This window comes from Kribbella monticola, from assembly GCF_003261635.1.
Taxonomy (GTDB): Bacteria; Actinomycetota; Actinomycetes; order Propionibacteriales; family Kribbellaceae; genus Kribbella; species Kribbella monticola.
On the sequence record NZ_QFXK01000029.1, the window covers coordinates 56,574 to 74,541 of the forward strand.

At 68.5% G+C, this 17,968-nt stretch carries 17 protein-coding genes; 6 read left to right on the forward strand and 11 right to left on the reverse strand.

What is annotated here, in order from left to right:
- Nucleotides 1-284 precede the first annotated feature (284 nt).
- Nucleotides 285-626, forward strand: a complete 342-nt coding sequence (locus DIZ26_RS14115) for a DUF485 domain-containing protein (protein WP_112241316.1) — start codon at nucleotides 285-287, stop codon at nucleotides 624-626.
- Nucleotides 623-2,269: a sodium/solute symporter gene (locus DIZ26_RS14120; protein WP_112241318.1), complete on the forward strand. Its 1,647-nt coding sequence runs from the start codon at nucleotides 623-625 to the stop codon at nucleotides 2,267-2,269. Before DIZ26_RS14115 ends, DIZ26_RS14120 begins: the two co-directional genes overlap by 4 nt.
- Before the next feature lie 89 nt (nucleotides 2,270-2,358).
- Here DIZ26_RS14120 and DIZ26_RS14125 read toward each other — a convergent pair whose 3' ends face one another.
- Genes DIZ26_RS14125 through DIZ26_RS14130 form a run of 3 tightly spaced genes read right to left on the reverse strand, consistent with a single transcriptional unit; the run spans nucleotide 2,359 to nucleotide 4,889 of the window.
- Nucleotides 2,359-3,843 (reverse strand): CYTH and CHAD domain-containing protein, encoded by a 1,485-nt coding sequence (locus tag DIZ26_RS14125; protein WP_112241320.1) that lies wholly within the window; start codon nucleotides 3,841-3,843, stop codon nucleotides 2,359-2,361.
- A 48-nt stretch (nucleotides 3,844-3,891) separates the two neighbouring features.
- Nucleotides 3,892-4,059 carry a hypothetical protein gene (locus DIZ26_RS37865; protein WP_198676095.1) on the reverse strand — a complete coding sequence of 56 codons (168 nt, stop codon included), beginning with the start codon at nucleotides 4,057-4,059 and terminating at the stop codon, nucleotides 3,892-3,894.
- Nucleotides 4,047-4,889 (reverse strand): L-histidine N(alpha)-methyltransferase, encoded by an 843-nt coding sequence (locus tag DIZ26_RS14130; protein WP_112241322.1) that lies wholly within the window; start codon nucleotides 4,887-4,889, stop codon nucleotides 4,047-4,049. The genes DIZ26_RS37865 and DIZ26_RS14130 overlap by 13 nt, the downstream gene beginning before the upstream one ends.
- A gap of 28 nt (nucleotides 4,890-4,917) precedes the next feature.
- Here DIZ26_RS14130 and pdxR point away from each other — a divergent pair, with 28 nt between their 5' ends.
- Genes pdxR through DIZ26_RS14145 form a run of 3 tightly spaced genes read left to right on the forward strand, consistent with a single transcriptional unit; the run spans nucleotide 4,918 to nucleotide 7,129 of the window.
- A complete protein-coding gene (gene pdxR / locus DIZ26_RS14135; RefSeq protein WP_112241324.1) occupies nucleotides 4,918-6,489 on the forward strand; it encodes a MocR-like pyridoxine biosynthesis transcription factor PdxR in 1,572 nt (523 codons plus the stop codon).
- 51 nt (nucleotides 6,490-6,540) lie between these two features.
- On the forward strand, nucleotides 6,541-6,819 hold the full coding sequence (locus tag DIZ26_RS14140) for a hypothetical protein (RefSeq protein ID WP_112241326.1): 279 nt from the start codon (nucleotides 6,541-6,543) through the stop codon (nucleotides 6,817-6,819).
- Nucleotides 6,812-7,129, forward strand: a complete 318-nt coding sequence (locus DIZ26_RS14145) for a hypothetical protein (protein WP_112241328.1) — start codon at nucleotides 6,812-6,814, stop codon at nucleotides 7,127-7,129. Before DIZ26_RS14140 ends, DIZ26_RS14145 begins: the two co-directional genes overlap by 8 nt.
- Here DIZ26_RS14145 and DIZ26_RS37450 read toward each other — a convergent pair whose 3' ends face one another.
- The 5 genes from DIZ26_RS37450 to DIZ26_RS14170 all read right to left on the reverse strand — a co-directional run bounded on the left by DIZ26_RS37450 (nucleotide 7,130) and on the right by DIZ26_RS14170 (nucleotide 13,284).
- The gene (locus DIZ26_RS37450) at nucleotides 7,130-8,098 is read right to left on the reverse strand and encodes a hypothetical protein (RefSeq protein ID WP_157979709.1); all 969 of its coding nucleotides are present in this window, start codon (nucleotides 8,096-8,098) and stop codon (nucleotides 7,130-7,132) included.
- 11 nt (nucleotides 8,099-8,109) lie between these two features.
- Nucleotides 8,110-9,834, reverse strand: coding sequence for a thiamine pyrophosphate-dependent enzyme (locus DIZ26_RS14155; RefSeq protein WP_112241329.1), 1,725 nt, complete (start codon nucleotides 9,832-9,834; stop codon nucleotides 8,110-8,112).
- A gap of 10 nt (nucleotides 9,835-9,844) precedes the next feature.
- Nucleotides 9,845-11,434, reverse strand: coding sequence for an FMN-binding glutamate synthase family protein (locus DIZ26_RS14160; RefSeq protein WP_198676096.1), 1,590 nt, complete (start codon nucleotides 11,432-11,434; stop codon nucleotides 9,845-9,847).
- Between the two features lie 97 nt (nucleotides 11,435-11,531).
- Nucleotides 11,532-12,821: an MFS transporter gene (locus DIZ26_RS14165; protein WP_112241331.1), complete on the reverse strand. Its 1,290-nt coding sequence runs from the start codon at nucleotides 12,819-12,821 to the stop codon at nucleotides 11,532-11,534.
- A 115-nt stretch (nucleotides 12,822-12,936) separates the two neighbouring features.
- Nucleotides 12,937-13,284 carry a sterol carrier family protein gene (locus tag DIZ26_RS14170; protein ID WP_112241333.1) on the reverse strand — a complete coding sequence of 116 codons (348 nt, stop codon included), beginning with the start codon at nucleotides 13,282-13,284 and terminating at the stop codon, nucleotides 12,937-12,939.
- 81 nt (nucleotides 13,285-13,365) lie between these two features.
- On the opposite strand from DIZ26_RS14170, the gene DIZ26_RS14175 reads away from it, so the two are divergent.
- The gene (locus DIZ26_RS14175) at nucleotides 13,366-14,004 is read left to right on the forward strand and encodes a hypothetical protein (protein WP_112241335.1); all 639 of its coding nucleotides are present in this window, start codon (nucleotides 13,366-13,368) and stop codon (nucleotides 14,002-14,004) included.
- A gap of 58 nt (nucleotides 14,005-14,062) precedes the next feature.
- Here DIZ26_RS14175 and DIZ26_RS14180 read toward each other — a convergent pair whose 3' ends face one another.
- The 3 genes from DIZ26_RS14180 to DIZ26_RS14190 form a co-directional block, all read right to left on the reverse strand.
- Nucleotides 14,063-15,598: an alpha/beta hydrolase gene (locus tag DIZ26_RS14180; RefSeq protein WP_232828336.1), complete on the reverse strand. Its 1,536-nt coding sequence runs from the start codon at nucleotides 15,596-15,598 to the stop codon at nucleotides 14,063-14,065.
- Nucleotides 15,598-16,743 (reverse strand): PSP1 domain-containing protein, encoded by a 1,146-nt coding sequence (gene ricT, locus DIZ26_RS14185; protein ID WP_112241339.1) that lies wholly within the window; start codon nucleotides 16,741-16,743, stop codon nucleotides 15,598-15,600. The genes DIZ26_RS14180 and ricT overlap by 1 nt, the downstream gene beginning before the upstream one ends.
- Before the next feature lie 127 nt (nucleotides 16,744-16,870).
- Nucleotides 16,871-17,941, reverse strand: coding sequence for a DUF4190 domain-containing protein (locus DIZ26_RS14190; protein WP_112241341.1), 1,071 nt, complete (start codon nucleotides 17,939-17,941; stop codon nucleotides 16,871-16,873).
- Nucleotides 17,942-17,968 lie beyond the last annotated feature (27 nt).

Below are 17,968 nucleotides of genomic sequence, written 5' to 3' on the forward strand. Positions count from 1 at the left end.
GCCGGCAACGCCCGCCAACTGCCCGACCGGCGTACGCAGTACGAGGAGGGCACACTCGGCGCGGACAGGGCCGGCTCGCTGGCATTCGCAGTACGGGGAAGCTCCGTTCGTCGCGGGATTTCGACCGTTCGTCGTGGGGGCGGGCACCGCCGGGCGAGGGGGCGGGGCCGCTGGGCGCTCGAGGCGTGTGCGTGCTGTCCGGCGAGGGTGACCTGGGCCACAGTTTGGCCAACAACCCTGCGCGCCGGTCTCCGCCCGGCCCGAGATTCGTCTGGAGGTCCGCGATGAGCGATACGCGTCGCGCGGGCGATCCGGAACTGACGACGTACCGGGATGTCCAGTTGTCACCGGACTTCTCCGAACTGCGCCGCCGCTTCCGCCGCTTCGTGTTCCCGATGACCGGCCTGTTCCTGGTCTGGTACTTCGTCTACGTCCTGCTCGCCGACTACGCCCACGGCTTCATGTCGCACCGGGTCGGCGGGAACATCACCGTCGCGCTGCTGTTCGGGCTCGGCCAGTTCGTCTCGACCTTCGCCATCACGATGATCTACGTCCGCTGGGCCGACAAGGAGATCGACCCGCCGGCCGAGCGGATGCGGACCCTGATCGAAGGTGAGGACCAGTGAGCGCGCCCCTGCTGTTGCCGATGGCAACCGATATCGGCAACCCGACCGTCAACATCGTGATCTTCGCGCTGTTCGTGGTGGCCACCCTCCTGATCGTGATCCGGGCCTCGCGCAACAACCGGACCGCGGCCGACTACTACGCCGGCGGCAGGTCCTTCACCGGCCCGCAGAACGGCATCGCGATCGCCGGCGACTACCTGTCCGCCGCCTCGTTCCTCGGCATCGCCGGGGCGATCGCGGTCAACGGGTACGACGGCTTCCTGTACTCGATCGGCTTCCTGGTCGCCTGGCTGGTGGCGCTCCTGCTCGTCGCCGAACTGCTCCGGAACACCGGCCGCTTCACGATGGCCGATGTGTTGTCCTTCCGGCTCAAGGAGCGGCCGGTCCGGATGGCCGCGGCCATCTCCACGCTGGTGGTCAGCTTCTTCTACCTGCTGGCCCAGATGGCTGGCGCTGGCGGCCTGGTCGCGCTCCTGCTCGGTGTCTCGCACCGCGCCGGACAGAACATCGTCATCGCCGTCGTCGGCCTGCTGATGATCACCTACGTGCTCGTCGGCGGCATGAAGGGCACCACCTGGGTGCAGATCGTCAAGGCAGTCCTGCTGGTGATCGGCGCAGGCATCATGACGTTCTGGGTGCTGGCGAAGTACACCTTCAACCTGTCCGCGCTGCTCGGCGCTGCTGTGGACAAGAGCCCGGCCGCCGGCGAGAAGCTGCTCAGCCCGGGACTGCAGTACGGCGCGACGGGGGTCAGCAAGCTCGACTTCATCTCGCTCGCCCTGGCCCTGGTGCTCGGGACGGCCGGTCTGCCGCACGTGCTGATGCGCTTCTACACCGTGCCGAATTCGCGCGAGGCCCGGCGCAGTGTCAGCTGGGCGATCTGGATCATCGGCATCTTCTACCTGTTCACGCTGGTCCTCGGGTACGGCGCGGCCGCGCTGGTCGGGCCGGACCGGATCAAGGCAGCACCGGGCAAGGCGAACTCGGCCGCACCACTGCTGGCATTCGAACTCGGCGGTGAGCTTTTGCTCGGGGTGATCTCCGCGGTCGCCTTCGCCACCATCCTGGCGGTCGTCGCCGGTCTGACGATCACCGCCAGTACGTCGTTCGCGCACGACGTCTACGGCCAGGTGATCAAGAAGGGCCAGATCAGCGGCAACAACGAGGTCCGGGTCGCCCGGATCACGGCGGTCGTGATCGGCATCGTCGCGATCATCGGCGGCATCTTCGCCAACGGGCAGAACATCGCCTTCCTGGTGGCGCTGGCGTTCGCGGTGGCAGCCAGTGCGAACCTGCCGACGATCCTGTACTCGCTGTTCTGGCGACGCTTCAACACCCGCGGCGCGCTCTGGAGCATCTACGGCGGCCTGGCGTCCGCGATCATCCTGATCGCGTTCTCCCCGGTCGTTTCCGGCAAGGTCGACAAGAAGACCCACGCCAGCCTGTCGATGATCACCGACACCGGGATCGACTTCCACTGGTTCCCGCTGGACAACCCAGGCATCGTCTCGATCCCGCTGGCGTTCCTGCTCGGCATCATCGGCACGCTGACCAGCAAGGAAGCCGTCAACGTCGACAAGTTCGCCGAGATGGAGGTCCGCTCCCTGACCGGCGCGGGCGCCGAGAAGGCGGTCAACCACTAAGACCTGTCAGGCAGGTTCTGCTTCGACGCGGACCTGCCTGACAGCACCAACCACCGAGGCAGCCTCTGGCCAGTAGGCCAGAGGCTCTCTCATTTGAGCGTGGGCCAAAGTTCGAGGAACTGCTGGTACGAATGCTCGCCGCGGTACTCCTCCGCCGCATGCAGTCGCCCAAAGGTGAAGGCGTTGCCGCCGGACAGGTGAACCTCGACGGCCAACTGACGAAGCAACTCCCGGCCGACCACGCTGTCCTGATGGTCGCCAAGAACCTCCTGGACCTGCTCGGCCCGGCCGGCCAGCGCAGTGGCTTCCGAGCCCATCACTGGCTCGGCCGACTCCGCGGCGTACCGGAGTCGCTTGGCTGCCTTTCGTACTTCGTGCAGCTCGTGATCCCGCGCCACCGGATCCTCGGCGGACTCCATCCGCCGGACGGCCTTCCGCATCCGCTTCCAGTCGTGCTCGAGGATCTTCGGAAGCTGCTTGGCCGCCTTCCGCTCGTCGCCGGTCAGCGGCGGGTTCGCGATCAAGTCGTCCAGCGAATCGAGCAGACGGAAGTACCGCGCACTCTCCAGCGCGGCAAGCGCATCAACCCGGGCGGCCTTGTAGACGGCCCGCAGATGGTCGTCGATGGCACCGGCGACCCGGCCCATCACCAACTCGGATGGTTGCTCGGCGACGACGCCGGCCAGGTGTTCCCGCAGTACTTCGGCATCGCGCGCCCCGCCCAGCTCTCCGGCGAGCCATTTCAGCTCCGCCCTGATCGCATCTCCGGCTTCGCGATCCACCACCGGGCGGTAGCTGGCCAGCGCCGACCGAAGACGCCTGGTGGCGACGCGCATCTTGTGGATGGAGTCGGGCACATCCCGGCGTACTTCGGGATCGCGCACGCGGATCGCCTCGACCTGCGCACCGGCGTACAGGCGGAAGAGGTCGGCGGTGAGCGGCTTCTTCGGCAGCGTCCACTCGACCGGCTGCGGGATCCGCGAACCGAGTGCCCGGGCGAGTTTGCTCGGACCCGCTGCTGGTGTCGCACCGGCGTCGCGCAGCAGCGGCTCGGCGGCTTCGAGCAGCTCGGGACCGCCGTTGACGAGTTCCAGTTCCCACTCCCGCCAGCGATCCGGCTCGGAGCCTTCGATCTCGGCGGTCACGTGGTCGTCGGCCAGTTCGGCGAGCACCTCGCCGTCGGCGTCCAGTAGCCGGTGGACGATCCGGTGGGTCCGCAGGGTGACCACGGGCGCGAGGTCGCGGTCGCGAACGTGCACCCGAACTGCCCTGATCACCTGCAGCGGAACCTTCTGGACCGCGCGGCCGAGCGGGTGGCGGATCTCCAGCCGGCCGGCGCCGGAGCTCGGGAGTTTCACATGCCAGCCGTCGTCCTCGCCGCCGGTGCGTCTGCGCAGGGTCACCTTGTTCGAGGCCAGGGCGAGGTCGGCCGTGTCGAAGTACACCGCCTCCAGATCGAGCTCGACCGGTTGGGCGACGCTCGCGACCCCGGGCAGCTCGTGCAGAGCCGGCAGGATCGCGTGCTCGTCGACGTCGTACTTGGTCTCGATCTCCAACTGCTCAGTCGCGGGCATACTCCCTTGTCTACCAGCCCGGACCAACCGGCCCCACCCCTGCGCGCGTCACAGTTCGCGCCCGGCCGTTGCCCGCAATTCGGCGAGCACCCGCTCTGCGTCGCGGTCCTGGACATCGCTGCTGCCGGACGTTCGCGGGCGCGGGTGTGGTTGCCGGCGGCGGTTGCGTTCGAGGGCAGCGACGACGATCGCGGCGATGACGATCAGCCAGACCACGAGCCCACTCCCTCGGTCGCTGCGGCCTTGACCCCGACGGCTTTGAAGAACGTGTAGTGGAAGGTGCCGCCCGGTTCGGCCGCTCGTTCGAGGGCCCGAATTCCCTGCTCCCATTGGGTTTCTGTGCGGAGACCGCTGGCGATGGAGCGGTCGCGGACCGACTCGACCATCGCGATGAACGTCTTGCGGGTGAACCCGTCGACCAGGTGTGGCAGCGTCTCGTCGGCGTACACCGTGAGCGGCCGGGCGCTGACCTCGTCGTACCCGGCTTCCGTCAGCAGCGGCTGCAGTCGTCGCCCGATCAGTGCGTCGCCACCGGCCTCGGCCTGGAGTTCGACCAGGCAATCGATCACGCGTTGCGCGTTTGTACTGCGGGGGTGGAAGAACGCGGACTCGTGATCGCCTTCGATGACGGTGATCGATCCGCCCGGTCGCAGCAGGCGGCGCAGCTTCGCCAGTGCCTCGGCGGGGTGTGGCAGGTGCTCGAGTACGAAACATATGAAGAGGTGGTCGAACGTCTGGTCCTCGAACGGCAGGGTGAGCAGATCGCCGTGCTGCCACTCGACGTTGGCCTGCGGAGCCGTCGCGGCGACGCGGGCTTTGGCGTGGGCGAGCGATTCTTCGGAGATGTCGACGGCGGTGAGCCGGATGCCCGGACTCCTCGTCACCAGTTGCACGGTCTGCGCGCCGACCCCGCAGCCCACCTCCAGCACTTTGCTGCCCGGCTCGTACTGCGTATCGCCGTGCAGCAGGTCGGCCAAGGTACCCGCCTGGTCGGTCAGTCGGCGGGTCTCGGCGGTCGTATATCCGTGGACGTAATCAGTTCCCATGACTCCACCCTGAGGTCACAATGGTCTAGTGAACAGGTCCATATCCGGCGTGATCAGTAGGTCCAAAAGCGGAGCCGACTTCCTGCAGTTGTCGTTCGGCGACGTCCCGGCCGGCGGGTTGGCCAGTTGGCTGGCGTCGCAGCTCCGGGCGGCCATCTCCGACGGCCGCCTCCCGATCGGCAGCCGGCTCCCGCCAACCCGCGTACTGGCGGCCGAGCTCCAGGTCTCCCGCGGCGTGGTCACCGAGGCCTACCAACGCCTCACCGAAGACGGCCACATCGCGGGCCGAGGCCGAGCAGGTACCACCGTCGTAGCCGCCCCACTCGACGACACCACCACGTCGCCGGCAAACCCCGGCGATGGTCGCGCCAGGCCAGCGGCCGGCGGTGGATCGGCGGCGGACGGCGGGTCGGCGCACGGCGCCGGAACGGGGAGCGGCGGTGGTGCGGCGGGGGCGGTGGTGGGTGAGCCCGGGCTGGATGTGTTCGATGCGATGCGGGCGGTGCCTGCTCGACTTGATCTCACGCCGGGGGTGCCGGATCTCGCCGCGTTTCCGCGGGCGGCGTGGTTGAAGGCCGAGCGCGCGGTGCTGGACGACTTGGCGGCGGCCGAGTTCGGCTACGGCGAACCAGCCGGTACGCCGAGGTTGCGGCGGGCTGTTGCGACCTGGCTCGCGCGCAACCGTGGCATCAAGGCGGATCCGGACGATCTCATCATCGTCGCCGGTGTCGCCCAGGCGCTCGGCCTGATCGCCCAGGTCCTCAAGGACGAGGGGACGACGGAGCTCGCGGTCGAGGATCCCGGGTCGCTCGGATCGCGGCAGCACCTGCAGAACCACGGGATGCGGACGACACCGATCCCGGTCGACGCCGACGGGCTCTGTGTCGATCAACTCCGCGCGACGGGAGCGCGCGTAGTACTGGCGACTCCTGCACATCAGTTCCCGATGGGCGTCGTGCTCGGTGGGGAACGGCGGCGGCAGCTGATCCAGTGGGCGGCCGAGGGCGGGTTGATCGTCGAGGACGACTACGACGCGGAACACCGGTACGACCGGCCGCCCGTGCCCGCGTTGCGAGCGATGCTGAGCGATCGGGTGATCTACACAGGCAGCGTTTCGAAGCTCCTCGCACCTTCGCTCCGCATCGGATGGATGCTCCCGCCACCGCAGTACAAGGATGCTCTGATCCGCGCCAAACGCCTTGCAGACCTGGGAAATGCGAGCCTTCCCCAACTGGTGCTCGCCCAGCTGATGGACTCAGGCGACCTGGAACGCCAACTCCGCTACGTCCGCCGCCGTCACCGCCAGCGCCGCGACGCCATCATCGATGCCATCGGCAACCATTTGCCCACGGCAACAGTCCACGGCGCCGCCGCCGGCCTCCACCTCACCATCACCTTCGACACCCCCTTGGACGACGTCGCCCTCGCCAGAACCGCCCTCGCCCTCGGCGTCAAAACCCAACCCCTCTCCTGGCACGCCCAAACCCCCACCCCACCAGGCCTCGTCCTCGGCTACGCAGCCCGCACCCCCACCGCCCTGACCGAAGCCATCACCACCCTCGCCACAGCCCTCCAGCAAACAACAAACAAGGATAGATAGAAGCAATATCTTGTGTAGTACATAAGCGAGGTTTTGTAGTACATTACTGAGGTGGCGATCACGTGGGCACCCAGCGCGGACAAGCACGGCATCGACCGCGAGGACGCGCTGCACGCGATAATGAACGCCTACTACGTCGAGCGGGAGTTCGACGAGCCACGACCACCGGCCGAGATCCGGCCCACGTTGTTCATCGGTCCGCCTCGGCGACTGGGTGGGGAGCTGCTGGAGGTCATGGTTGAGGTGAGTCCTCCGCGCGATCTGCACATCTTTCATGTGATGGTTGCCCGGCCAAAACATCTCAAGCGGATGGAGGAGGGAAATGACTGAGAAGGACTACGACGCTGCGGCCGAGTGGGCTGAGCATGAGATGAGGCTGCCGGCCGGCTCGAGGTCCAGCCTGCGTGGCGAGGCTGCAGCCGCCTTCGGGCGTGAATTGGTCGAGCGCTCGCAGGGTGGCCGGCCGTCGATCGATCCTGAGGCCGGTCCCGGTGAGAAGTCACCGGTCCGGCAGGTTCGGCTTCCGCGCGCGCTCAACGCAGATCTCGACGCGTTCGCCAAGAGTCATCACCGCAAGCCGAGCGATGTTCTGCGCGAGGCCCTGAGCGAGTATCTGGCGACTCACAAGAACGCCAGCTGATCAGCGGGTGTAGAGGCCGTTGATGGAGAGGGCGAAGGCGACCATGGTGTCGGGGTCGGGGTGGGGGATGCCGATCGGGATCAGGTCGACGAGTTTGCCGGTGCCGACACGGATGGTGCCGCGGCCGGTGGTGGTGTCGACGTAGCCCTCGTCGCCGAGGGGGACGGACATCGAGGTGGGTGCCTTGCGGATCGGGACCATCGCCGCCTCGGCGTCCGTGACCCGGCGAGCAGTGGTGTAGAGGACGCCGGTCGCCGTGATCCAGCCGCAGACCGGGTCGCCGGCGGACGTCTCGCTATCGCGGCGGATGATCGCCGGTGCGCCCATCACCTTGGCGGCCTTCGTCGTACCGCGCTCGCACTCCGGCCGGGCGATCACCGGCGCAGGATCGGGCAACCCGGGCGCCTGCCGGACAGCCTCCTGCCCGAGTACGACGTACTTCGCCAGCGTCGCCGGAGGTCCGCTCACCTTCACAAGTCGCCCACCGAGCAGGAAGACGACAAACCGGCTCGTCCCGAACCCACCCGCGCCCAGCGTCACCGGCTTGGCCGGTTCCGCTCGGGTCGCCGCGTACGCCTTCTGCGCCGCCGCCAACTCCGTCTTGGTCGCGGGCAGGACGGACACCTCCATCCGTAGTACCGGACCGTTCGCGGCCGCACTCAACGCGAGCTGACACACGTCGTACGTCGGCAGGCCGAAGTCCGCCGGGAGCTGCTTCGGCTGGATCTCGACCACCGGTACGCCGAGGGTCGTGCGCACCAGCGTCTGGTCCATCCGCGTGCACAGCGTGTCGGCCACCTTCGACGTGGCCGGGTCACTCGGAGTGGGAGTCGGCGTCGGTGTCGGCGTCTCCGTCGTCGGAACGGAGACCAGCGGCGGTACGTTCGGCGCGTCCTCGTTCCCCGGCCCGCTGCAACCAGCGAGCACCGCGGCCAGCCCAAGGAGCCCTACTACCGAACGCATGCGCATGGTCACCCACACTACTCAAAGCTGTCCAGGAACTCCTTGCTCTTGGCGATCGCGAACCCCCAGCCCTGGCTCAGCGTCGGCGACGGCGGGACCGACACCTCGTCGGGGTTGGTCAGTACGTCGAGCAGCACCGGCCCCGGCGTCGCGAAGGCATCCCGCACCGCGGCGTCGACATCACCCGGCTTCTCGACCCGGATGCCGGTCAACCCGATCGCAGTGGCGACCGCGGCGAAGTCCGGATTGGCGAGCTTCGTCCCGTACTCCGGCAGGCCGACCTGTTCCATCTCGAGCTTCACCATGCCGAGCCGGCCGTTGTCGAACACGACCAGCTTCACCGGCAACTCGTACGCGACCGCGGTGATCAGATCGCCCAGCAGCATCGACAGCCCGCCGTCCCCGCAGAACGCGACGACCTGACGAGCCCGATCGGCCGCGGCCAGCCCGAGCGCCTGCGGCATCGCGTTCGCCATCGACCCGAGGTTGTACGAACCGACCAGCCGCCGACTGCCGCGCATCCGCACGAACCGCGACAACCACACCGTCGACATCCCGGTGTCCGTCGTGAACAGGGCGTCGTCGGCCGCATGCCGATCGACAGCGGCAGCCAGCAACTCCGGCCGGATCCGGCCGTCAGGGTTGTCCACCTTGCGGCGCAACAGCCCCTTGGGCTTGCGGTCGAACTCAGGATCGGTGAACTGCTCCTGCCGCTTCCGCCAGGCCTTGTACGCCGAACGCGCCTTGTCGAGGTGGTCCGTGTCCTTCTTCGGTGTCAGCAGCGGAAGCAGCTGCGCCAGTGTGGGTTTCGCGTGCCCGACCAGTCCGTGGTCGACGCTGACCCGCCGGCCGATGTGCTCACCCCGCAGATCGAGTTGTACGACGGTCTTCCCGCCCGGCAGGAATTCGCGGTACGGAAAGTCCGTGCCGACCAGGAACAACACATCGCAGCCGTCGAAGGCCACCTTGCTCGCGTGGTTGCCGATCAGCCCCGACTGCCCGACCTCCTGCGGCAGATACTCCTCGAAGCCTTCCTTCGCCTTCAGCGTCAGCACGACCGGAGCCGCCAGCGTCGAAGCAAGCTCCTGTACTTCGGCCAGCGCCTCGCGCGCTCCGATGCCGACCAGCAGCGTCACTTTCTCCGCCGCGTTCAGCACAGCCGCGACGCCGGCCAGCTCCTCGGCCGACGGAACCGTGTGCGAGGCGGGCTCGAGGAAACGCGGTACGGCGGTTCCGTGCGGCAACTCGAGACCACCGACATCACCGGGAATCGACAGTACAGCGACGCCTCGCTCGGCCAGCGCGGTGTTCACAGCCTGCTCGATCAACCCAGGCGCCTGCTCGGGCGTCATCACGGACGCCCGGAAGACGGCGACATCGGCGAACACCGCGTCGTTGTCGACCTCCTGGAAGAAGTCGCTGCCGATCTCCTCGCGCGGCACCTGGCCGCAGATCGCGAGGACGGGGACGCGCGACTTCGCCGCGTCGTACAGGCCGTTGAGCAGGTGGATCGCGCCGGGGCCGACGGTGCCCATGCAGACGCCGAGCTTGCCGGTCAGCGCGGCCTGCGCACCGGCCGCGAACGCACCGGCCTCCTCGTGCCGGACGCCGATCCACTCGATCCGGTCCTCGCGCCGGATCGCGTCCGTGACCGGGTTCAGGGCGTCGCCGACGACGCCCCAGACAGAACGGACACCGTGCTCGGCCAGCGACTCGACGAGCAGTTCAGCGATGGTGGTCATCTGCGGCTCCTCAGGGTTTGAACACGTCCGGGTCTGCCTGTACCCAATCCCGCGCCCAGTCCTCGGGCAGGTCGTGCACGCTGCCCAGCAACTGGCCGGAGGTCAGGTGGTCGAAGAGCTCCGCGTAGCTCTCGGTGCGGGTGTGGTCGATCCGGCGGCGGAGCATCCGCGGTTCGAGCTGGTGCGGGCCGTCGAGGCCCATCGACGCGATCACCTGCATCGCCTGCTGGACCGTCTCGCGCTGGTAGTTGGCGACCCGGTCGGTCTTGTCGGTCACGTCGAGCGCGCGCATCCGGCGCGGGTCCTGGGTGGCCACGCCGACCGGGCAGGTGTTGGTGTGGCAGGTCTGGGCCTGGATGCAGCCGGTCGCCATCATCATCGCCCGGGCGGCGTTGGTGTAGTCCGCGCCTTGCAGGATCCGCTTCACGATGTCGACCCCGGTCGCCACCTTGCCGCTCGCCCCGACCTTGACCCGGTCCCGCAACCCGACCCCGACGAGCGCGTTGTGCACGGTCAGCAGGCCCTCCGTCAACGGCGTACCGATGTGGTCCTCGTACTCCTGCGGCGCCGCCCCGGTGCCGCCTTCGGCGCCGTCCACCACGATGAAGTCGGGCGTGATCCCCTCGGCGACCATCGCCTTGCAGATCGCCAGCACATCGGTACGGGAGCCGACGCAGAGCTTGAAACCGGTCGGTTTGCCGCCGGCCAGCTCACGCATCCGGGCGATGAACAGCACCAGTTCGCGCGGCGTCGAGAACACTTTGTGGTACGGCGGCGAGACGCACTTCTCGCCCTTCGGGACGCCGCGGGCGGCCGCGATCTCGGCCGTCACCTTCGCACCCGGCAGAACACCGCCGAGGCCAGGCTTCGCGCCCTGGCTGAGCTTCAGGGAGATCATCTTGATCTGGTCGTCGGCCACCTTGTCCCGGAACTGGTCCGGGTCGAAGTCGCCGTCCTTGGTCCGGGTGCCGAAGTACCCGCTGCCGATCTCCCAGACCAGGTCGCCACCTTGGCGGTGGTACGGACTGATCCCGCCCTCGCCGGTGTCGTGCGCGAACCCGCCTTTCGCGGCGCCCCGGTTGAGCGCCTGCAAGGCGTTCGCGCTGAGCGCGCCGAAGCTCATCGCGGAGACGTTCAGCAAGGCCATCTCGTACGGCGCGCGGCAGTCCGGGCCGCCGATCAGGACCCTGGGGACCTCGGTGGCGACCGGCCGGGGCGCGGTCGAATGGACCAGGTACTCGTACCCGATCTCGTTCACGTCCCGCTCGGTGCCGAACGGCTGCTCCTCGTTGGTCCCCTTCGCCCGCGCGTAGATCGTCGAGCGGGTGTCCCGGTCGTACGGCCGGCCGTCGTAGTTGCGCTCGATGAAGTACTGCTGCAACTCCGGCCGGATCCCCTCCAGCAGGAACCGCATGTGCCCGATCACCGGGTAGTTCCGCAGGATCGAATGCCGCTTCTGCACCAGGTCGTAGATGCCCAGGGCAACCAATGCGACCACGATCGCGACCAGGAACCACCAGCCGGGGCCGCCGATGACCGCTGCCATCAGCGTCACCGCACCCAACCCGATCAACGTCGCCAGCACGTAGAAGCGGACCACCGCACCTCCTCGGTTCGGACCCGCCGCCGCACAGCCGACCGGTCGCGGCTCCGAAACTACCCGCTGCCGCCCCAGTGAACCGCAGGGGCGCGTCGAGTCAGCCCGCTTCGGCGGCCGTCCGCAGGTCGCGCTCGCGGATCGCGTGCTCGTCCGTGCGGGCGTCGTACCGCCAGAACTCGCGCAACCACACCGTCGTACCGACCACGCCCGCGACGCACAGGATGCCGCCACTGACGATCGCGGTCCGTACGCCGGTCAGGTCGGCCACGATGCCCGCGCGCGCCTGGCCGCCGAGTGGGCCGAGCGAGTAGCCGAGCATCTCGATCCCCGCGAGCCGGCCGCGCATCTCGTCGGGGATGGTCTGGTTCCAGATCACCGAGCGGAACAGCACCGAGACCATGTCGGCACCGCCGGCCACGGCGAAGAAGGCGATCGCGACCCAGATGTTGGGCGCGAGACCGGCCAGACCGACCGACGCGCCCCAGCCGATGGTGGCCAGCACGACCGCCCGTCCCTGGTGATGCACGCGTTTGGCCCAGCCGCTGGTCAGGCTGGCCGCCATCGCCCCGATCGCCTCGGCGCTGTAGAGGAGACCGAGCAGTTTCGGCTCTTTGAGGATGTCGGTGGCGAACGCGGGGAACAGCACGATCGGCATCGCCAGGAACATCCCGACCATGTCGACGACGTACGTCGCGAGCAGGTCCTTGCGCCTGAACGCGTAGGTGATCCCCTCGCCGATCCCGCGCAGGCTCGGCGGCTTGCTGTGTTCGCTCGACTTGTAGGAGCCGAGCCTCAAGTAGAGCGCGGTCGCGAGGATCACGCCGGTGAGCTCGATACCGAAGGCCCAACTGACGCCGGCAGTGCCGACCAGTACGCCGCCCAGCGCGGGACCGGCGAGCTGGCCGACCTGCATCGTGAGGGAGCTCAGCGCGACCGCAGCAGCCATCTCCTGGTGCTTCACGACTCGCGGGAGCAGTGCCTCGCGGCTCGGGCGCTGCAGTGAGGTGGCAATCGCGTTGAGGGCACCGCAGGCGTAGATCACCCAGACCTGCGGATGGCTGAGCAGGCTGTTGGCGAGCATCACAGCACAGATCGCGGCTTGCGCGATGCCGGTGGCGATCAGGGTCTTGCGGCGATCGAGGTGATCCGCGAGCGCACCGCCGTACAGGCCGAAGACGACCAGGGGCGCGATGGTGACCAGGCCCATCGCGCCGACCGCGAAGTTGGAGCCGGTCAACTGGTAGAGCTGGAACGGCAGCGCGACGTACCCGACCATGCCGCCGAGGAAGAACACCGTCCCCGCGATCAGCAGGATCCGGAAGTCGCGCGACCCGCGCCACGGGGTCAGGTCGACGCTCAACCGCGCCAACCGCGCTCGAAGACTCACCGGCCCATCGTGTCATCTGTGTCCACGCGAGACGACCCTGTTTCCACCATCTGGTTGCCGAACGCACCCATCGGAGCAGGCTCCCTACCTTCGCCTTCCCTTACCTGCACCTGCCTCAACGGGTCAGCAATGGCAGTAGTGCGGTGAGATCGGTCCGCTCGCCGCTCGCGCGGACCTTGCCGGTCGCGCGGGCGTCCGGCCAGCTGATCCGGCCGAGGGCGAGGGCGATCCACATCTCGGCCGGCATCTCGATCACGGCGCCCGGCGTACCGCGGGTGTGCCGTGGTCCCTCGATGCACTGCACCGCGCCGTACGGCGGTACGCGCACCTCCACGGCATGCCCCGGCGCCTTCGCCACCAGAAGGTTCAGCAACTGTTTCACCAGCAGTTTGAGGTCGGCCCGCTCCGCCTCACCGGCGTCGTAGCGGCGCAGCGCCTGGTCGAGGGCCTCGTCCGTCTCCACGACGGGCCAGCGTACGCCGGGTTTCGGCGAAGCCCCCCACGTAGACGATAATCGGGGCGAGGCAACGGAAGGCGAGGTCGGATGCTCACGCCCAGGCACCAGGCACTGGTGGCGACACTGGCGGGGATGACCGTCGGCGTGGCCGTCTTCGGGACGGTTCTCGCGATCAACCGGGCCAACGGCCCCGACACCGCTACGCAGGTGGTGTCCACACCGTCGACAACGCCCAGCACCCCTGGGCCGACGGACGGGCTGAGGGCCGACTCGCTGACCTACGTGACGCAGACCTTCGGCACCGGCAAGGCTCCGGTGACCACCGAGGTGCCGGACGGCTGGACCAGCGTCCAACTGGGGACGAAGCCGAAGTTCGTGGACCCGACCGGGGTCTGGCAGATCCGGTTCGACACCCGCGGCAGCAAGCAGACACCCGACGACCTCGTGTCAGCCCGGGCGAACAGCATCGACGAGCAGGATCTGAACGTTCTCAGCCGCACCGACGGCACCCTGATCTACACCTACGTGGACAAGGTGCGCGGCCCGCGGATGGGTCTGTCGCGCTGGATCCCGGCCGACGGCGGCAAGCGCTCGGCGATCGAGATCACGGTCGGCGGCCGGCCGCAGGACCAGGAAGCGCTCAAGGCCGTGCTCGACCACGCCACCGACAGCCTGCAGCTGCCCCCTCAGGACACCGGCGAATCCGGCGACACCCGCCCCAACTAGTACTGGCGCACCGTCGTACTGCGTGACCTTTACCAGTGCGCGCCCGCTGCGGAGCTTCTCAGCACTTGAGGTCGCCCGACGGCGGCGTGCCCTTCACGAGGTAGGTCTCGACCGCGCTGTCCACACACGCATTGCCCTCGTGGTAGCCGGTGTGACCGTCGCCGTCCCGGGTGATCAGGACGCCGTTCTCCAGCTGCTTGGCCAGCCCGACCGCCCAGGCGTACGGCGTGGCCGGGTCACGCGTCGTACCGACGACCACGATCGGCTTCGAGCCGGCGGCCTTGATCACGTGCGGTTTGTCGGTCGGCTTCACCGGCCAGTTCGCGCAGGCGAGCGAACCCCAGAGCAGGAACGACCCGAACCGCGGCGACGCCGCCTTATACTTCGCCTCCTGCGCCTTCGCCTCCGCGATGGAGGTGAGATCGGGGCGATCGAGGCAGTTGACCGCGTAGATCACCTCGTTCGCGTTGTCGCTGTATCCGGACGAGGTGCGGTCGGTGTACTCGTCGGCGTTCGCGAGCAGCCGGGCACCCTTCCCGTTCAGCCCGTCGACCACGGCGTCCTCGAGCCGGGGCCAGTACTCCTTGACGTACAAGGGGAAAATCACGCCGAGTACGGCGATCGCCTGGGTCACCTCACGCTTGCCGTCCCCGGGAAGGGGTTTCGCGTCGGTCTCGGTGAGCAGCTTGTCGACGTTCGCGAGAACTTCCGCCTTCGTACTGCCCAGGCGGCACGCTCGCTGAGCGCAGTCCTCGGCGAAGGCGTCGAGCGCGGTGTCGAAGCCCTTCGCCTGCGCGATGTTGTTGGTCTCCGACGACAACGACGGGTCGATCGCACCGTCGAGCACGAGCCGCCCGACGTTCTTCGGGAACAGTTCGGCGTACGTCGCGCCGAGCAACGTGCCGTACGACATGCCGAGGTAGTAGAGCTCGGAGTCGCCGACGATTCCCCGCAGTACGTCGATGTCGCGGGCGGCGTCCTTGGTCGAGACGTGCGGTAGCAGCTCACCCGACTTCTGCTCGCAGCCCTCGGCGAAGAGCTTCGACTCGTTGTTCAGCTCGTTGATCTCGGCGTCGTTGTCCGGACTGCCGTCGGTCGCGATGAACTTGTCGAGCTGCTCGGTGTCGAGGCAGCTCACCGGCGTCGACTGACCGACGCCGCGCGGATCCCAGCCGATGATGTCGAACTTCCGGAGCAGATTCTGACCGAGCGCGAATCCGGCCGCGGCGGCGAACTGCTGCCCGGACGCACCGGGACCACCCGGGTTGATGAAGAGCGTGCCGATCTTGCCGGCGCGGTCGCGGGCCGGGACCTTGCGTGCACGCAGCTCGATGGTCTTGCCCGACGGGTTCGCGTAGTCCAGCGGCACGGTGATCGTCGCGCACTGGTTGCCCGAGCCACAGCGCGACCAGCTCGGCTGTTGGCGGTAGAACTTCTCCAGGCCCACGGGGATCGGTCCGGCCGGTCCCTTGGGCGTGGCGCCGCCTGTCGTCACGCCGCCCGGGTCGCCGGAGTCCTGAGCCCTGCTGGCCACTCCACATCCGCTCACCAGTACCGCCAGGGCTGCCAGACCTGCGATCGTCCTGCGCGTCATCACTGCGAGCTGTCTCCCGTGTCTTGGTCGTCGCCTGCCTGACTCAGCCGACGTCGGCGGCGCGGCTTCCGTCGCTTACCGCCACTCTCCCCTGGAGTCTCCTCGACAGCAGGCTCACCCACTTGCTCCAGCTCCGCCGAAGGCTCACGCGCCTGCTCTTGCTCGGCCGCAGGCTCACGCGCCTGCTCTTGCTCGTTCGCGTGCTTCTGCTCGACCACGTGCTGACGCGCCTGCGGTAGCTCCGCCGCCTGCGGTTCGCCGATCTCTATCGACACGGGGTGTGTTGTCACCGGCTCTACCGCTACGGCGTCCGGTGTGGTCGTCGGTGACGCCTCGTACTGCTGGCGCGGCGAGCACACGTCCGCCCGGCTGCACGCACACCGCCGCCCCGAAGCCGCCAGCCGTACGACGACCGTGTCGCTCGGGACGTTGTGCCCGACGACCACCCCGTCGCCCGCCGGCGTCTCGACCGCAGTACCGGTGGCCGGCGCCTTGGCGTTGAACTCCTGGTAGAGCGGGTGCTCGTACTTGAGGCAGCACATCAGCCGGCCGCAGGCACCGGAGATCTTCAGCGGGTTGAGCGGCAGGTCCTGGTCCTTGGCCATCCGGACGCTGACCGGTTCGAAGTCCTTCAGGAAGGTCGCGCAGCACAGATCGCGCCCACACGGCCCGATACCGCCCTGCAGCCGGGCCTCGTCGCGCGCACCCACCTGACGCAGCTCGATCCGGGCCCGCAGGCCACGGGCGAGATCGCGGACCAGCTCACGGAAGTCGACCCGGTGCGGCGCGGAGAAGTAGACGATGACCAGTTGATCGACATCGGCCCGGCGGTCCACGAAGTCGATCCCGACCACCTTCATCGGCAGGCCATGCTCGCGGATCAGCCGCTTCGCGATCAGCCGGGCGTCTGCGCGGCGCTGCCGGTTCTGCTCGTCGCGGTCGAGATCGGCCGTCGTCGCGATGCCTTCACACAGCGGCAGCCCGCCGATCTCCTCGGTGACGTACTGCGGCGCCCAGACGCACTCGGCCACCTCGGGCCCGTCGTCGGTCGGAACCAGCACTTTGTCCCCGACCCGCGGTCGATGCGACCCGGGGTCGAGGTAGTACAGCCGCCCATACCGCTCGAACGACACCGCCATCACCATTCCCACCCCGCCAGCCTACGTGTGCCCCGCCCCTCCCCGCGCCACCCCACACTCCCACCACGCGCCACCCCCACCCCGCCACCCCGCTGCGCTTGGTCGCCTGGGGCCGGGGCTTGGGGTGGTGGGGTTAGCGCTTGGTGCCTTTGACGGTGCCGCGGAGTTGGGTGCCGTTCGCGCCGTACGCGGCGCAGACGACGACCCGGTCGCCGTCCTTCCACAGCTCGGCGTCCGGCCACCAGAAGCTCGACTTGCGCACCGACTTGTCCGGCGAGACCCCGATGTACTTGGTGAACTCCTGGCGACAAGCCAGCCGGGCGGACTCCTTCACCTTGGCGTCACCGGGATACGTGCCGGCGGGCAGGGTGACGTTCGAGATCAGTTCGGCGTCGTGGAGCTCCGGGCACGGCTGCCGGACCGCTTCCCCTTCGTCGAGACCGTCGTCGAAGCACTCCCCGACGATCAGTTCGTCGACGTCGACCTTGTCCGGCGAGGCGGAGGAGGTGGACACCGGTTGGTCGGAGCCGTAGTCGCTGTCGGTGCCCTCGTTCCAGTCGACGGCGACGAGGAAGATGATGACGGCCGTGAACACCAAGGTGAGCAGCCCACCGATCGACAGCCCGATCACGGCTTGAGCGGTCCCGTTCTCGCGCCGGCGCTTGATCTGCACCAGGGCGACGATGCCGAGCCCCACGGCGACCGGCGCGGTGACCCAGAAGAAGATGCCCACCAGGCCGCAGACAAGAGCCGCGACCGCCAGCCCGTTCGTCTTGACCTGGTGCACCCCGGGATACCCATACCCGTACTGCGGCGGGTACTGCGGGTACTGCGGCGGCACCTGATACTGCGGCCCACCCTGCGAACCCTGGTACTGCGGACCTTGGTACTGCGGGTTCTGCGGGCCGCCCTGGTACTGCTGACCCTGCACCGGCGAACTCGGCGGAACGAAAGGCGCAGCAGGATCCTGCGGCCGCTCGTACGGGTTCTGCGGCTGCTCCGGTCGCCCGTACGTCGGGAAGCTCGGCGCCGGGTTGCTACCCGGATACTGACCCGACTGCCCCGGACGGCCCGGCTGCCTCGGGTACTGACCGGGTTCCTGGCCCGGCTGCTGCCCCGGATACTCGCCCGGTTGCTGTCCCGGCCGGTCCCGTGGGGTGTCCTGCGGGCGGTTCGGGTCCGGCGGATGCGGCGGGTAGCTCACAGTTCTCCCCCCAGCGGAGCTGGTGTC

Excerpts from the sequence above, each read along its gene's own strand:
- DIZ26_RS14145 (WP_112241328.1), top strand. The coding sequence starts at position 6,812 with ATGACTGAGAAGGACTACGACGCTGCGGCCGAGTGGGCTGAGCATGAG.
- DIZ26_RS14125 (WP_112241320.1), bottom strand. The coding sequence starts at position 3,843 with ATGCCCGCGACTGAGCAGTTGGAGATCGAGACCAAGTACGACGTCGAC.
- DIZ26_RS14115 (WP_112241316.1), top strand. The coding sequence starts at position 285 with ATGAGCGATACGCGTCGCGCGGGCGATCCGGAACTGACGACGTACCGG.
- DIZ26_RS14180 (WP_232828336.1), bottom strand. The coding sequence starts at position 15,598 with ATGACGCGCAGGACGATCGCAGGTCTGGCAGCCCTGGCGGTACTGGTG.
- ricT (WP_112241339.1), bottom strand. The coding sequence starts at position 16,743 with ATGGTGATGGCGGTGTCGTTCGAGCGGTATGGGCGGCTGTACTACCTC.
- DIZ26_RS14175 (WP_112241335.1), top strand. The coding sequence starts at position 13,366 with ATGCTCACGCCCAGGCACCAGGCACTGGTGGCGACACTGGCGGGGATG.
- DIZ26_RS14155 (WP_112241329.1), bottom strand. The coding sequence starts at position 9,834 with ATGACCACCATCGCTGAACTGCTCGTCGAGTCGCTGGCCGAGCACGGT.
- DIZ26_RS37450 (WP_157979709.1), bottom strand. The coding sequence starts at position 8,098 with ATGCGCATGCGTTCGGTAGTAGGGCTCCTTGGGCTGGCCGCGGTGCTC.
- DIZ26_RS14130 (WP_112241322.1), bottom strand. The coding sequence starts at position 4,889 with ATGGGAACTGATTACGTCCACGGATATACGACCGCCGAGACCCGCCGA.